The 14682-nt window shown below is 69.0% G+C and carries 10 protein-coding genes, 1 tRNA gene and 2 pseudogenes; 9 read left to right on the top strand and 4 right to left on the bottom strand.

The genetic code is table 11. The features are described from left to right. The first annotated feature begins 481 nt into the window (after positions 1-481). The 5 genes and pseudogenes from D7147_RS04825 (at position 482) to D7147_RS32885 (ending at position 5930) form a co-directional block, all read left to right on the top strand. Complete coding sequence (locus D7147_RS04825; protein ID WP_120674077.1) at positions 482-1282, top strand: pentapeptide repeat-containing protein; 801 nt, start codon at positions 482-484, stop codon at positions 1280-1282. Positions 1283-1770: 488 nt separating this feature from the next. Further along, on the top strand, positions 1771-2424 hold the full coding sequence (locus D7147_RS04820) for a tyrosine-type recombinase/integrase (protein WP_199734073.1): 654 nt from the start codon (positions 1771-1773) through the stop codon (positions 2422-2424). 73 nt (positions 2425-2497) lie between these two features. Then, the gene (locus D7147_RS04815) at positions 2498-3211 is read left to right on the top strand and encodes a DUF1963 domain-containing protein (protein WP_120674076.1); all 714 of its coding nucleotides are present in this window, start codon (positions 2498-2500) and stop codon (positions 3209-3211) included. A gap of 406 nt (positions 3212-3617) precedes the next feature. Then, positions 3618-4824 (top strand): annotated as a pseudogene (locus D7147_RS04810) (MFS transporter). 227 nt (positions 4825-5051) lie between these two features. Continuing rightward, on the top strand, positions 5052-5930 hold the full coding sequence (locus tag D7147_RS32885; protein ID WP_233562934.1) for a hypothetical protein: 879 nt from the start codon (positions 5052-5054) through the stop codon (positions 5928-5930). Positions 5931-6143: 213 nt separating this feature from the next. Here the strand turns inward: D7147_RS32885 and D7147_RS04800 are convergent, their stop codons facing one another. Next, on the bottom strand, positions 6144-7070 hold the full coding sequence (locus D7147_RS04800) for an IS3 family transposase (RefSeq protein WP_120674075.1): 927 nt from the start codon (positions 7068-7070) through the stop codon (positions 6144-6146). Beyond that, positions 7067-7378: a transposase gene (locus D7147_RS04795; RefSeq protein WP_158609278.1), complete on the bottom strand. Its 312-nt coding sequence runs from the start codon at positions 7376-7378 to the stop codon at positions 7067-7069. Before D7147_RS04795 ends, D7147_RS04800 begins: the two co-directional genes overlap by 4 nt. Before the next feature lie 418 nt (positions 7379-7796). Here D7147_RS04795 and D7147_RS04790 point away from each other — a divergent pair, with 418 nt between their 5' ends. Beyond that, positions 7797-8066 carry a hypothetical protein gene (locus tag D7147_RS04790; protein WP_120674074.1) on the top strand — a complete coding sequence of 90 codons (270 nt, stop codon included), beginning with the start codon at positions 7797-7799 and terminating at the stop codon, positions 8064-8066. A gap of 464 nt (positions 8067-8530) precedes the next feature. Here the strand turns inward: D7147_RS04790 and D7147_RS04785 are convergent, their stop codons facing one another. Beyond that, positions 8531-8860 (bottom strand): hypothetical protein, encoded by a 330-nt coding sequence (locus tag D7147_RS04785; protein ID WP_120674073.1) that lies wholly within the window; start codon positions 8858-8860, stop codon positions 8531-8533. 173 nt (positions 8861-9033) lie between these two features. On the opposite strand from D7147_RS04785, the gene D7147_RS04780 reads away from it, so the two are divergent. Continuing rightward, the gene (locus D7147_RS04780) at positions 9034-10797 is read left to right on the top strand and encodes a hypothetical protein (RefSeq protein WP_120674072.1); all 1764 of its coding nucleotides are present in this window, start codon (positions 9034-9036) and stop codon (positions 10795-10797) included. 671 nt (positions 10798-11468) lie between these two features. Here the strand turns inward: D7147_RS04780 and D7147_RS04775 are convergent. Further along, positions 11469-11552, bottom strand: a tRNA-Leu gene (locus tag D7147_RS04775). A gap of 220 nt (positions 11553-11772) precedes the next feature. On the opposite strand from D7147_RS04775, the pseudogene D7147_RS33625 reads away from it, so the two are divergent. Next, positions 11773-11994: pseudogene (locus D7147_RS33625) on the top strand (tetratricopeptide repeat protein); the annotation flags it as partial. 1800 nt (positions 11995-13794) lie between these two features. Beyond that, positions 13795-14556, top strand: a complete 762-nt coding sequence (locus D7147_RS32600; protein WP_199734124.1) for a fibronectin type III domain-containing protein — start codon at positions 13795-13797, stop codon at positions 14554-14556. The last annotated feature ends 126 nt before the right edge of the window (positions 14557-14682 follow it).

The raw sequence follows: 14682 nt of genomic DNA, 5'->3' as shown, positions 1-14682 counted from the left end.
GGCCCAACCTGCGGGCCCCGCCAGGCACGCGCTGCGTCGGTGATTACGGTGGGCTGGACAGAATGCTGTCCAACCCACCGTCCTACCTCGGCCCCTCTTCCACGTTAAGGGCACGTGTCGGTGTACGGGTCAACGTGCACAGCCGGGTACAGCTGACCGTGCACAGCGTTGTGCAGACGGGCGATGAGGCGAGCGAGGCACGTCCGACGTTCAACCGTCCGCGAGTCGACCCGCGGACTCAGCGAAACCCGCAAGACCGGTTTGGGGGGCATCGTGACGTTCCGTTACGACGATCCGTCGTCGATCGTGTGGTGCATCCGCTCCTGCCGATGAGCGTGCGTCGCCCGATGCGGGCCGCAAGGGTCCAGGTGATCGAAGAACGGACCCTACTCCGGTAGCCGGTAGGGCGGCGACTACCTGACGTGCGACTACGCCTTGTAAAACTGGAAGAAGTAGCGGGTGCGAGCGGCAAGGGTGGATCGTGGCAGGTGAGCAGGGCAACCGGTTGGTCGTCGAGCACGAGGAGGTCGTCGGAGTCGACTACTCCGTGCAGGGGTTGACAGGGCTCGTCGGTGTCGGTGCCCGCTTCGAGCGGTGCCGCTTCGACGGACTCCGGTTCCAGGACGTGGCGCTGGGCTCCGGCATGGAGCTGTCGCAGTACGTCGGGTGCTCCTTCGACGGCGCGGTGCTGACCGGCACGGCCGGCTACTCGCGGTTCGTCGGCTGCACCTTCCGGGACGCGGAGATCCGCGGTCTGAAGGCGGACTACCTGGAACTCGTCGACTGCGTGTTCACTGGGCGGATCAGGTCGACGACGTTCTGGGGCGCTCCACCGCCCGGCTCCGCGGAGCGGTTCACGAGCAACCTGGCGTTCCTGGAGAAGCAGGGGCGGGCGGAACCCCGTGGGTACCGGGCGCTCGCCCTGCGGGAATCCAACGAGATCCACGGCAACGACCTCTCCGGGGCCGACCTGGTCGGCGTGGACTTCCGCCACGGCGTCGACCTGACCCGGCAGCGCCTGCCGACCGGAACGGACTACCTGTACCTCCCGGACGCCGAGGCCGCTCTGCAGCGTGCGCTGGCGCCGCTGGTCGACCGGCCGGCGGACGATCTCACCGCCAGGGTCGAGCGGTCGCTGCGGCGGATGCTCGACCGGGAGGTCGGCACCGGCCAACGGCAACTTCTGTTCCGCGAGGTGGATTACTCGAGCAAGGGTGTGCTGAAGCCATACGCCCGGCTCATGTTCGACCTCGTGCGGGAGGCCGCCGCCTCGGGGTCCTGACCCCGAGCGCCGCCTGAAGCCGTCCGTCCCCGACCGGAGGGAGGGACGGCGCCTCTCGTTCCGCCAGCGGCACCCCGGCGGTGCAGTCGGGCGGCGATCACCGGGCACCACCGCCACCACGAACTGGCCGGTATCCGCTCCCAGCGTGCATCGGCGTCAAGGACATCCTCTTCTGCCGCTCCGGGTGGGCCGGCGTTCATCGCCGCTGGTGACGCACGGTGATGTATGGCTGCCCCTCCTCCTTCCGCTTCCAGCGTCGTACCGACCGATCAGCTCGTTTTGCGCGCCGCGGTGTCCGCCTTCCTGGGCCGCTACCGTGGGCAGACTCGCGTCCATACCGACTCCGACCTGCGGGTTTTCCTACGATGGTGTACCAACAGGTTCTCGACCCGCTGGCTGCCGCGCGGGTGGACATCGAGCGGTACGTGCGCTGACTTCAGGACGTACGTCGCTACCAGCCCTCCACGGTCTCGCGGCGCCTGTCGGTCGTGGTCGGGTTCTATCGGGTCTGCGTCATCGACGCCATCCTGGAGCACTCGCCGGCCGACTACGTCCGCCGGCCCACGGTGCCGGCCGAGTCGCCGACCCTCGGGCTGGGTCACCTGCAGTTCGAGGCGCTGATTACTACCGCCCGACTGTCGAGCAACCCGAACGACTTCGCCCTGGTCGCGCTCTGGGGCCTGCTCGGGCTGCGGATCTTCGAAGCCTGCGGGTCGAATATTGCCGACCTGGGCGAGGAGCACGGCCACCGGGTACTGCGTGTGCGGGGCAAGGGCGGCAAGGTCGTCTTGGTCCCACTACCACCGGCGGTGGCCCGATCCATCGACCGGGCCGTCGACGACCGCCCCAGTGGGCCGATCCTGCGCAACACACTCGGCGGGCGGATGGACTGGCACGCCGCCACCCGCCGGCTCACGCACCTGGCCCAGCCAGCAGGGATCCGGATGCCGAGGATGCATCCCCACATGCTGCGTCACACGTTCGTGACGACGATGCTTGACGCCGGCGTCAGCCTGCGCGACGTGCAGATCGCCGCCCGCCACGCCGACCCGCGAACGACCAAGCGCTACGACCGGGCCCGCAAGAACCTCGACCGGCGCCCCGACTACATCCTGGCCGCGTACACGGCCTCCGGGACATAGCCAGCCGCTCGCGCCTTTGCCGAGAACAGCGGCGCGGGCGCCCCGAGGCTCAGACTATGGAAGACTCGCCGCGATGGATCTTTCCCCTGATCTTCAAGCCATCATCAGGCGCCGACTGGTGCCGGAGATTGCGGGCAGCTTCCTTGCTCTAGCACGGCCATCGGTCGGATTTGCCGTACGTACCGAAGCGTCGGCGAACGGCAGCATGATCGGCGGCGCGCCAAGGACCCGACCATTCGCGTGGCCCGTCTACCGGGAAACGCCGATGCTGTTGCTGGCGCAAGCGGACTGCGCGCAGATAGCCCCGATCCTGGGCGCCGACTGGCCATTCCCACGCCAGGGGTACCTGCTGTTCTTCCACGACGACGAGTTCTCCGCGACCTACGACTACGAGCACGGCGACGACGGCTGCCAGGTCTTGCACCTGCCCACCGGGTCCGGAGCAGAAGCGGTAGCCACCATCCCCGCCCTGACACTCGACGCCATCCTGATGCCGTCTCTACCCAACCTGCGTGATGACGCCGACAAGGCGCTGGGCATCCACATCGTCGAGCTGATCGATCTGCTGGAGGAGCTTCGGCCGTTGTTGCAGGCACCCCGGCATCGTCTGCTTGGCTACTGCGACACCGATACGTCCCATCCGCCAGAGCACCGACCCCTTCTACAAGTCGAGGCGGAACCGGGCACGACGTGGGGCGAGGTCGTCAACGTCTCCTTCTGGATTCCAGACGCCGACCTGCGCGCTGGCCGGTTGGACCGCGTACGCCGCTGCTACGAAGTCGCCTGAGCAGTCGCCCATCAGCCCCGCAGCTGGCGTTGTCCGATCGCCATGATCACGTGCACTAATCTGCCGCGAAGTGCTCGCTACTTTCGGCGACTGTTCGCCAGGATGACTCGCTTCCGGACGTGCCGATGTGCGTGCGTACAGGTCACTGCGACAGGGTCCGTCATCGCCTGTCCGGTCATGTCTGTATCCGCTTGAGCCGCAACGGCGACCCGGCTACCCTGCTCGGGTTGTTGATCCACAGTTAGGAGCTGAGATGCGCCTCGCCATGGTCACGGTCCCCGCTTCGCCGCGAGAGCACACCGCGCACTGATCGTTCGCCGCCGGAGAGACCCAGCCGGCGGTGCGGTGCTCCTCGCCGCGGGGCGGTCCTACGACCGTCTTCCCTTTCTTGGCTCGAGGAGCTCTTTTGCGTGCCCTTGTATCCGCGCGTCTGGGCGCGGATTTCACCAAACTGTGGACCGCTTCGGCGGTGTCCAACATCGGCGACGGCGTCACCATGGCCGCCGGCCCGCTGCTGGTCGCCTCCGTCAGTGACAGTCCGGCTTTCATCGCCGGAGCCGCGTTCGCCCAGCAGCTGCCCTGGCTGCTGTTCGCACTGATCAGCGGCGCCTACGTCGACCGGCTCAACCGGCGCCGGCTAGTCGTTGCCGTCAACCTGGTACGTGCCGCCGCGCTCGCCGGGTTGGCGGCCACCATCGCGACCGAGACCGTTACCGTGCCCATCATCTACACGGTGCTCTTCCTGCTCGGTACCGGAGAAAACCCTCGCGGACACCAGCATGGGTGCCCTACTTCCGTCGGTGGTCGAACCCGAGAAGCTGCCCAGCGCCAACGCCCGGCTCTACGCAAGCTTCACCATCGGCAACCAGTTCGTCGCCAAACCGTTGGGCGCGTGGTTGTTCGTCATCTCCGCCGCCGCACCGTTCGGGCTAGACGCATTCACGTTCGTTGTGGCCGCAGCTCTGGTAGCGGGTATCCGACCGGTTCCCGCACCCGAGCAACGCCAGCCGCAGGTCTCGTTGCGCGGCGAGATCGCCGCCGGTGTGCGGTGGTTGTGGCGGCACCGGCTGCTGCGGACCCTCGCCGTCACCATGGGCGTGGGCAATATCGCGTTCGGTGCCGCGTTCGCGGTGTTCGTTCTCTACTGCCGGCAGCGACTGGACCTGTCCGAGGTCGGCTACGGCTTCCTGCTGACCGCCTTCGCGGTGGGCGGCCTGTTCGGTACGACAGTCGCCGCCAAGCTCACCCGAGCCTTCGGGACCACGACGGTGCTACGTGCCGGCCTGGTCATCGAGGTCGTCACGCACGTGACCCTGGCGACCACGACGACACCCTGGGTGGCCGCGGTCATCCTGGTCGTGTTCAGCATCCACGCCATGGTCTGGGGCATCACCGTCGCCTCCGTCCGGCAGCGGGCGGTGCCCGCACACCTGCGCGGTCGGGTCGGCAGCGTATACGCACTGCTGGACCTCGGAGGAGCCGCGCTGGGCTCCCTCCTCGGCGGTCTGTTCGCCAGCGTCTGGGAGATCACCACCCCGTTCTGGATCGCCGCCGCGGTGATGACCGCGGTCACCACCCTCGCCTGGCACCGATTGCGCGAAGCAACCGCCTAACAACCCCACCCGGCCCTGAACAGCGGTACCCCGGTGTTCAGGGCCGGGCGCCCAGGCGAAGACGGCTCCGACACCGCATCCGGATTTGCCGATGAGAGTGCGCCGCTCCGGCCTGTCGTGGATGCCCGGAACGCTGCTCGACTCTCACCCATCAGGGCAGGCTCCGGCCTGGTCAACAAGACTCTGCTTGATGCTGGATGCCGCGCGGGTCGTGCATCATGAGAAGCGTGCGTAGTGAGAAGCTCAGCTTCTTCATCGAGTCAGTATCGGCAGTACCTCAAGGCTGGCGGCTGGAGGGCGAGCCGGGATATCACCCACGCCATTGGGCTCGCCCTGGTGAACGCTTCCTCCTTGCCTGCCGTGAGAACGGTCGGGGCGAACGGACTGTTGACCTGGTAGTGGTGGAGCTTTCGAGTTCCTACGCCGTCGTCACTGGTACAGGTGGCGACCAGCTCCGGCCGGACGACATCGTCTCCGGCGAGCGTCTGGTCGAGGACACCGGCGCGGTCGGCGACCGATCTTCGTCCCCGAAGGACGCCGCAGCACACCTCGCTCGGATGCTCCTCTTACCGGAACTCGGTGCCGGGACTGGAGTGGACTGGTCGCCGGTTGAGGCTGACTTGGGTGTCGCACTTCCTGGCGACTACAAGTTGTTCATCGACGCGTACGGCGTCGGTATGGTCGACGACCATCTCACGGTGTGCGGTCCCGGGGCCGCCGAGGACTGGGCGGACCTGGCGAAACACAATGCCTACGCGCACGAGTGTGTTCGTCCGGAGTTCGCGGGGCCCGAAGACTGCTCGGGGAGTCGGCGCTTGGGCGATGCGTCCCGCTGGGCATCCAACCGTGCAGACGTCCCGGCATGGTTCGAGCCCGGCGACGATCTGATCTCGTGGGGACACACCGGCAACGGCGACTTCCTCTTCTGGCATGTCAAGCCCGGCATCACACCAAACGAATGGCCGGTGGTGCTCAAGGAAAGAGGACCCTACTGGGAGTGTTATCAGGCTGGCTTCTGCGCTTCACTAGCAGGCTTGCTGACCGGCGACATTCAATCTGAGTACCTCAGCCGATGGTTCGGTGGACCACACAGCTACGTTTTCTAGCAGTCCAAGCCAGCCATCGCCGCTACCACCGGGCGCGCGAATTGTCTCGCTCACGTCGACCTCATCTGCCGCTGGCCGCGCGACTTTGTCGACGTGAATGCGCCGTGGGGCTGTCTCGCTAACGGCACCTCTCTGTGTCAAGGCGTTGGGGACAGAGAGGTCTCCGTGTCTTTGATCATGGTGTGAGTTCCCCCCGCTTTGATGGAGCGGTGGTTACCTGCTGCCGGCTGGCGCAGGGTCGGCGATAGTTGGTTCGGCTGGTTCGGTCTGGCGGCTGTGCCAGGCGGTCTCGTACTCGTTCGGGCTGAGGTAGCCCAGTTCCTTCTGGATGCGGCGGGTGTTGTACCAGCCGTCGATGTAGGCAAAGATCGCGTTCTCGGCTTCGTCGCGGGTCCGCCAGCTTGTGCGGTAGACGAGTTCGATCTTCAGCGCTGACCAGAAATTCTCCATCAGGGCGTTGTCGTAGCTGTCGCCGACGGAGCCCATCGAGGGCAGGATTCCGTTGTCCTGCAAACGTTCCGCGAAGCGGAACGACGTGTAGTTCGACCCGCGGTCGCTGTGGTGGATCAACTGGCCGTCGCGGACGTCGCGGGACCAGATGCCGTATTCGAGGGCGGCGAGGATCAGGTCGGTGTCGCAGCGGTCGGAAGTCTTCCACCCGACGATCCGGCGGGAGAACGCGTCACGGACCGCGGCGAGCCAGAACACGCCTTCGCCGCAGGGAATGCGGGTGGCGTCGGCGACCCAGAGCCGGTTCGGCCCGTCGGCGGTGAACTGTCGGTTGACCAGATCCGGCGCTGGCGTGTGCCGTGGGTCCTGCTTCGTGGAGCCGCCGCGCCAGCCTCGACGCAGGAACGCCCCCTGCCATCCCTGGCCGGCCATCAACCGCTCGACGCGCTTGCGGCCCACACGGATGCCGTCGCGGTGTAGCTGCCGGTGGACCCGGTCCGCGCCGTAGGTGCTCCCAGAGGTCTCCCAGATCTCGTGGATGTGGGAGACCAGCCCCAGGTCGACCACGTCGCGGTCGCAGGGCTGCTCGGCCTGCTTCACCCACGCGTAATAGGTCGAGGCGCCGATGTTCAGAACCCGTAGCAGGAGCGCGACCGCGAACTGGTCACGGTGTTCGTGGACGAACCTCATGACCGTCGCCGGGTCGGGTCGAGCTCCGCCGCGAAATACGCGCTCGCGGCCTTCAGGATCTCGTTCGCCCGCCGCAACTCGGCGACCTCCCTGCGCAGACGGCGGTTCTCCTCCGCCATCTCGCTGGTCGGCCGGTCGTGACGCTCACCCATGTCAGCTTCAGCCTGCCGGATCCAGTTTCTGAGCGCCTCGTGATGCACGCCAAGCTGCTCAGCCAGACGCCGGATCACCGGCTTCGGGTCCGACTCGCGGTACAAACGCACAGCGCGCTGACGTAGCTCATCGGGGTACTTCTTCGGTGCTGCCACGGACGACTTCCTCCCCACGGCCATCAGACCATGATCAAGAAGCTCCACGAAAGCGGGGGTAGCTCACCCTGTCCATGGCCGCCCACGCGTGGCTGTCCGTCGCCCGATCCCGTACCGCAAAAGGGGATCCCGCTCCGGCGACGGCATGATGATCGGCTACACGGTACCGGAGATCCGAAGACTGCTCACCGCACTCGTAGTGCGATCAACGCACTCGTCCGAGCGGGTCTGGGCCTGGTCACGATGGCGCAGACGACGCCAACACCAAGCCCAAACCTGCCACTACCGCCGACGCGGCTACCCCTGACAACTGCCGTTGCAGTATTAGTCCTCACGACCGAGGGTGCCAAGACCATCCACACCTGTACGGAGTCCGCCGAGTGAGGCGGCCCCGCCACACCACCGAAAGGTCCCGCCCGTGAACCGTCAGCCCATCGTCAACCGTGCCGCGATCGTGTCTGGCGTCGGTGCCGTCGTCGCCGTGCTCGCCATCTTCGGCCTGGACGTGCCCGAGGCGGTACAGGAGGCGGTCGTAGGCGTGCTCGCCATCGTCGCCCCGTTCGCCGTGGCGTACTGGTCGCAGCGCCACACCACGCCCCTGCCGGACCCGCAGGACGCCAACGGGGTCGCCCCTGGTCCCGGCGGGAGCCACTGGTCAGGAGGCCGAAGGCGACGCCGGGGCGGGTAGCTACTCGCCCGAGGCGGACGAGTACGAGCCCGAGCACGCGGACTGCGTTCCGCCCCCACACCGCCACTCGTCCCGCCCTGGGTCCGCCCGGATGCGGTGCGTTTCGGCGTTTCCGGGGCGGGATCTCAGCTGTACCCGTGGGGCGGTCCGCCCGTCCGCCCGAGCCCGCCCTACCGCTGACGGGGCGGACTGGGCGGGTCAGACTCCGCAGCAAGTAGGGGGTAGTTCGCGAGTTCATTGACTGCGTGCGCCGCTGCGGTTTGGACTTGGAGGTTACGTATGTCGTCTCCCGGCTCGACCATTACGCCGTGAGCCCCCATGGTCCTAACGGCCACATAGTTCATGTCGTCGACCATCCGCGACGCGACGGCTTCCCGGCTAAGTTCTGTCTCAGGTCGAAGGTTGTGCCGCCGCTCTTGCAAGTCCAGCCGATGCTTCTGCCAGTCCATGACAAGGGTCAACCCTTATTTTACGGCAGCCATGGCAGCAACGGCGTACGCCACCGGCTTCATGTCCTGCGCCACGGTGACAAGGATCGTCTCCAGCGGGCTTGCGAGAGACAGCCGAGCTACCGCGAATCCGCCCGGGTCCCGAGTGCGCCGATATTGCGCGCCCTCTATGAGGTAGTGCCGGCTCTCATTGGTCGGGTCAACCATGAATGCCGCTGTGTCGCAGAGGTGGCGCAGCAAACGAAGGTAGTTGGCGACGTCAGCCAGCGGTGGCGTTTCGCCGAGATCAGCTACGACCCGGAGGGTCGGCACCTCCGTAGAGGTCAACGAGGCGGCTTCAGTCATAGAGGCATCTAAACATGACCGTCTTCGGGGCGGGTGCGCCGGAACGGTGACCCGCAGCCTTGCCCGGAATTCCGCCTGAACAGCTAACGGCTCACTGGCCGACTCGCGCTCCATCTGCCGACGGAGTGGTGGGACGACCGGGATGGATTGTGGGCGGCGTCGGACAATGGGGTATGGCCGAGCGGGAGGAGACGAACGTCCGGCTGCCTGTGTGCGCCCACGACGCGCTCGCGATGATCGTGGCGAGGCGGGGTTGCTCACGCGACGAGACAGTACGTCAGCTGCTGTCCGACCACGTTGCCCGGCAAGAGCAGCTGCCCGAACCGGACCGGCTGAGTCACATCGCCACCCTGCTGCGCTACCCGACGCCCCAGCGGATGAAGTTGGACTCCCGCGCAGGCCGCTCCACAGCCAGGCCTCTGCGGTTGCGGCTACCGCCCGGCATTTCGATGAGAGCCCGTGCGATGTCATTGCGGCTGCCAGGCCAATCGGTTCGGGCACACCGGGACTACCAGGCGAGGTTGCTCACTGACGCGGTCATGACCGCCATCGCCTTCGAGGAGCCATTCGACGACGACTACCTGCGTGGCCTCCCACCGACGCTCCGCCGGCACGCGGCAATGGGGTTGTGGCACCTGGCCGCGGCGGCTACCAGCACCCTTCCCGAGCAGGCGGTGTTGCTCACCGCCGAAGATGTGCGCAACGCCCTCCAAGCACCCGGGGGGCACCCGAACCACGCCCAGCGACGGCTGCTGCGGGTCGCCGAAGCACTCGAGAATGACATCGCCTGGCACTCCGATGCCCGGTTCGAGGTGGCCAACGCCATCGCCCGCGATCTACTCACTGGTCCAAAGGCAGAGGCCAACGAGGTGATGTTGTACGAACAGGGCATGGCGTGGAACGAGATCCGACTCGACCTCGCCATCACCGACGAGGACGGTGGCAGCGGCGCCCTACGGACGCAGTACACCACCGGGCTCAGCTCCTACGACTGGACAGGCCGCGGCGGGACTGCCGTCTGGCGGGCCGAGCGGGCTGTCGAGTTGGAGGATTTTGAGGCATGGCTGACCGGCGACGAAGTTCGCACCTCTGCTACCCGAGTCGTGCGTCCACCCGGCTGGTGTGTCGCGATACGAGATGGTTGGCAAGCAAAGGTCTTCCGCGGGATGCTCCCAGAGCCGCACGCGAGTTGGGCCGCTGTTGGCAAGGTGCTGACGGTACCGCTCGGCAACCGTGTGGCCGCTTGGCCGCTGAAGGTGTCCGCCGACGGTCTTACACCAATTCCGGGCATCGAGCCGCTGCTGAAGGCGGCTGACGGGCTGCGGTCCGACCTGGTCAGCGGTTTCGCGGAGGCTGTCCTCATCGACTGGCGCGCGGACCTCGACGCCGAACATGGAAAGAAGGCCGACGAGCCAGCGCAGTTCAGACTGCTGCTACCGGCGGACGAGGCGATGAGGTTCGGCCTGATAACCGAGGACGAGCGCCAGCGACTGGTGGCCGATGCGCGCCTGGCAACTTCGGCGGCGATGGAGCAGGTCATCGAGAGCGTCGCGCAGGACGAGCCGGAGCTTCGTGCGGAGTTGGAGCGCGCACGTGCGAACGTGGCGAGGTTTCGACGCCTCGCTCGCACGACTGGCCTTAGGTTCACCGTTGTGCCCGCGATGTGGCCCTGGCCCGGTGGGCCTGTCGCCGAGGAGCTTGCCACTTGTACGTCTGGGGACGTCCTGCATTGGCTCGCCGCGCGGGCGCTGAAGGCGCGTCAACGCGCACTGGAGAGTTCGATGGAGCAGGCATGGCAGCACGCATTCAGCCGCCCTTTGCGCGCCTCGACAACCTACCGCGACCGGAACCTCGCAGACGGTCATGTGACATCCACCGTTATATCTGGCCGCCCGACGTCGTTTGAGATGGATTCCGACGACGACTTGCCGTTCTGACCTCGTGGTGCGTGGTGAGCGGCCCGACGAGAGGAGTCCACATGAAGACGCGTGTGCGAGCTGGCCGATGAGCGCAGGACCGGACCAGGGACCAGAGCCGTTGATCAGCTTCCGGGCAGCGGTGACGCTGTTCTTCGCGTCCGCAGTCGGAGGGGTGACCGGCGTACTCACGCACCTGGCGGGCGACTCGCTGCCCGCCGCAGCCCTGGCGGCTGGCGCGGCATTCGGGGCCTCTGCAGCAACATTCCACAAGCTGGTCGGCAGGCCCTGACCTCGCTGCGACCGGGCGAAGCCAGCGCATTCAGCTGGCTAGCCCGGGCCGCTGACGATCGCACCCTGACTGCACCCCATCGCACAACCAACTACCCTGCGCTCGGACGGATTGCTGTTCGTGCCGTCAAAGGCCGGTCACAGGCCAAGAGATTGTCGCGCGGGCACGGTCGCCATCCCACACTGCGCAGCCCCGACCCAGAAAAGCTTGCCGCCTACTTACGCACCAACAACATGATCATTGTGTGTGACCACCACGCGTGGACCATCGAAGCCGAAACCACGATCTACCCGCTCACCCCGGCGGGGAGCTTCCTCGCCACGACAGCAAAAATCCCCGCCCAACGGGACGGGGATCACGCAAAACACGAAGAACCATCACGCTTCGTGTGGAGATAACGTGTCCGAGGGGGGACTTGAACCCCCACGCCCTATACGGGCACTAGCACCTCAAGCTAGCGCGTCTGCCATTCCGCCACCCGGACTTACTCGTTCAGCCTACCGTGTCGACCAGGATGATCTCGCATCCCGATGGCCGCCCCGGCGGGCCGCACGGGGAGTTACTGTACACGGCCGCCGTGGATCATGCACATCGTGTTCCCCCGCTCCATTGGGCGCGCCGTCTGCCCAGGTCACGGCGGCAAGCTCGGGCACGCGGTCAGGTCCGGGTAGCGTGCGGAGGCTTTCTACAGGCAGCATGACTATGTGTCCCATCCCTCCCCTCTGGCCGCCGTTCAGCACCGGGCGCTCGCTCTGCGCGCCGCGGGCGACTTGTCCGCCGCCCGTCAGGTGCTGACCGAGGCCGTCGATTCGGCGCGCCCGCCGTACGGGAAAGACCACCCGGACGTGCTCAACACCGCACATCTGCTGGCCCGGCTGCATCGGGAGGCCGACGACCCGCTCGCCGCACGGCGGGTGCTGGAGGAGGCGTACACCGCCGGTGAGCGCCGCTGGCCGCCGACGGACCCGATGATGTTGGCCCTCGTCTACGACCTGGCCGGGGTCTCGGAGGAGCTCGGCAATCGGCACGAGGCCCGTCGCAATTACACCCGGATCGCCGACGCCGGGCCGGCGGTGCTCGGTGCGGATCATCCGGCGGTACGCGCCGCGCGTCAGTACCTCGCGCAGCACGGCGGCACTGCCCCGCCTGTCGCTCATCCGGCCGCCGCGCCGCCCGACCCGGCCCGGGCCGGCGCGATGGCGGCTCTGTCCGAACCGACGCTGGCGTTTCGCGCCCTGCCGCCGGTCCAGCGGACCGCCTCGCCGGCGGCCGGCAGCCAGTCGCCGGCCGCCGTTCCGCCGCCGCCGGGTCCGTTCCCGTCGGCTCCGCAGCCGGCCCCTGCCGCTCCGGTGCCACCGCCTCCGTCGCCGTGGGCGCAGCGCGGCGCCACGGTTCCGTCGCCTCCGGTCCCGCCGCGGACCGGTGGGCCGGTGCCGCCTCCGCCCGCGGTTCCCCCGGTTTCACCGGCCGCGCCGGGCGCTGCGGCGGCGTCCCCCTCGTCGCCTTGGGCGCCGCAGCCCGGTGCCCCTGTTCCGCCGCCGTCCCCCCGGCGGCCCGGCTCGGCGGAGCCGCCGGCTCCGCCGAGTGGGGCGTGGGCGCCGACCGCAGAGCCCACGCCGGCGCAGGTCCCGCCGCCGCCTGCCGTGCCCGCACCGCAGGTCCCGCCGCCACCTCCGCCCGCGCCCGCGATCCCGCCGCCACCGGTGATCCCTTCCCCGCCGCCGGGGTACGCCGGGCCGCCTCGGCAGCCCGTGCCGCCGGTCCCTCCGCCGCCGGCACCGCGCACCGTGCCGGCACCGCCCACCGTGGCGGCGGTGCCGCCGTCCCAGGTGTCTCCGGCGGCACCGCCGCACCTGGCGGGGTCTCCGGTGCCGCCGCCCCCGATGCCGGCGCCTCCGGCGGTGCCCCCCGCCCCGCCGGCGCAGCCGGTGACGTCTGCCCGGCCGGCCGCCGGCACGGAGCCCGTGCCGACCCGTGCTGAGCCCGAGCAATCGGCACCCGGGGAGGCCGCGATCGGCCCGGACTCGTCGCCGGCGGCCGGCTCACCGGGCTGGGACAAGCCGACGATCCGGGTCCAGCAGATCGAGCCGCTGCTCGCCGCCGAGCCCAGCCGGGACCGAGCGGACCGGCAAGGCGGGGTCCAGGAGCCGGCGCCGTCCCGGGCGAACGAGGCCGGGGCGCCGGTACAGCAGCCGGTTCCGCCGCCCCCGGCCGCCGGAGCGGTCGGTCACACCGCGCCCGTGTCGGCGCCGCCCACCCACGTACCGCCCGTGAGCGCGCCGCCGCAGCAGCCCAATCCGGTGTCGGCACCGCCGCACCAGCCCGGCCCGTTGTCGGCACCGCCCACCAACACGCAGCCCGTCAGCGCACCACCGCACCAGCCCCAACCAGGACCGGCACCGCAACCCGTCAGCGCTCCACCGCACCAGCCGGTGTCGGCGCCGCCCGTGAGCTCACCACCCCATCAACCCGGCCCGGTGTCAGCGCCGCCCGTGAGCGCACCACCCCAGCAAGCCGGGCCAGGAGCGGCACCGCAGCCCGTCAGCGCGCCACCGGGCCAGGCCGGGCCTGTGTCGGCCTCCGCCACCGGCCAGGTGCTCTCGCGGGGCCAGTCGCAGCCGATCCCGGTGCCGCCGCTCCCGCCGCCGCCGTTCGGCGGATCACCGGTGCCCCCGCCGCCGACCACCGCTCCTGCGCGATCCACGCCCACGGCCGGCGAGCCGGGGGTGAGCATCCCACCGGCGCCGGCGTGGGGGCCGAACGCGCTTCCGTGGGGGGTCACCGCCGAGTTGCAGGTGCTGCCGGCGGGCGCGCCCGCGTCCACTCCGACATCCGAGTCGACGCCGCGGACCGAACCGGCGCCGCACCCGTCGACAGAGCCGGTGAACTTCGCGGCGGCGCAGGCCCCGACCGGAGCGCTGCCCCTGGCCACGCCGCAAACGACCGGGGCGGACGCGCCGACCGCCGGTTGGAACACCCAGGCTGCCGATCCGGGCGGGCCGCAGCGACCGCCGTCCGGGTCGACCGGCCCGGCGCCGGGCGAGCCGGGGCGGCGCGGCCGTAGCCGGGCGGCGACGACCGTGGCGGTGACCGCCGCCGTGGTCGTGGCCGCGGCAGCGGCGGCGACCGGGGTGGGTGCTCTGGTGGTGGGCGGCGAGAACGGGGCGGCGGCGACCACGCCGTCGGCCTCGGCCGTGAACGGGCCGCCCCCCGGCGACGTGCGGTTGCACGACGACTTGAGCACGATCACGTTGAACTGGACGGACCCGTCCGGCGGAAAGGTGCCGTTCATGGTGGTCGGCGGTCGGGCCGGGCAGCCGATGCGGGCGATGGCCACGGTGGACCCGGGCCAGAACAGCTACACGGTGAACGGGTTGAACCCGGGGTTCGACTACTGCTTCACCGTGCTCGCGGCCTGGTCGTCTGGGACCTTCGCCACCTCCGCGCAGGTGTGCACGGCGCGTGGAGGTGGCACCCCCACGACCTGACGTGAGGATCTTCCGCACACGCTCGGTGTCCACAGGGGGACGCTGCGGGTTCCCCCGACTGTGACCTGGCCCATATGATGGCAGCGGCTCAGGCCGGGGGTTGCCGACAGCGGCCGTCACCTGGCA

The organism is Micromonospora musae, assembly GCF_003626545.1.
Lineage (GTDB): Bacteria > Actinomycetota > Actinomycetes > Mycobacteriales > Micromonosporaceae > Micromonospora > Micromonospora musae.
Note: the sequence above shows the minus strand (reverse complement) of the source record. Positions and strands in the feature narration are given on the sequence as shown.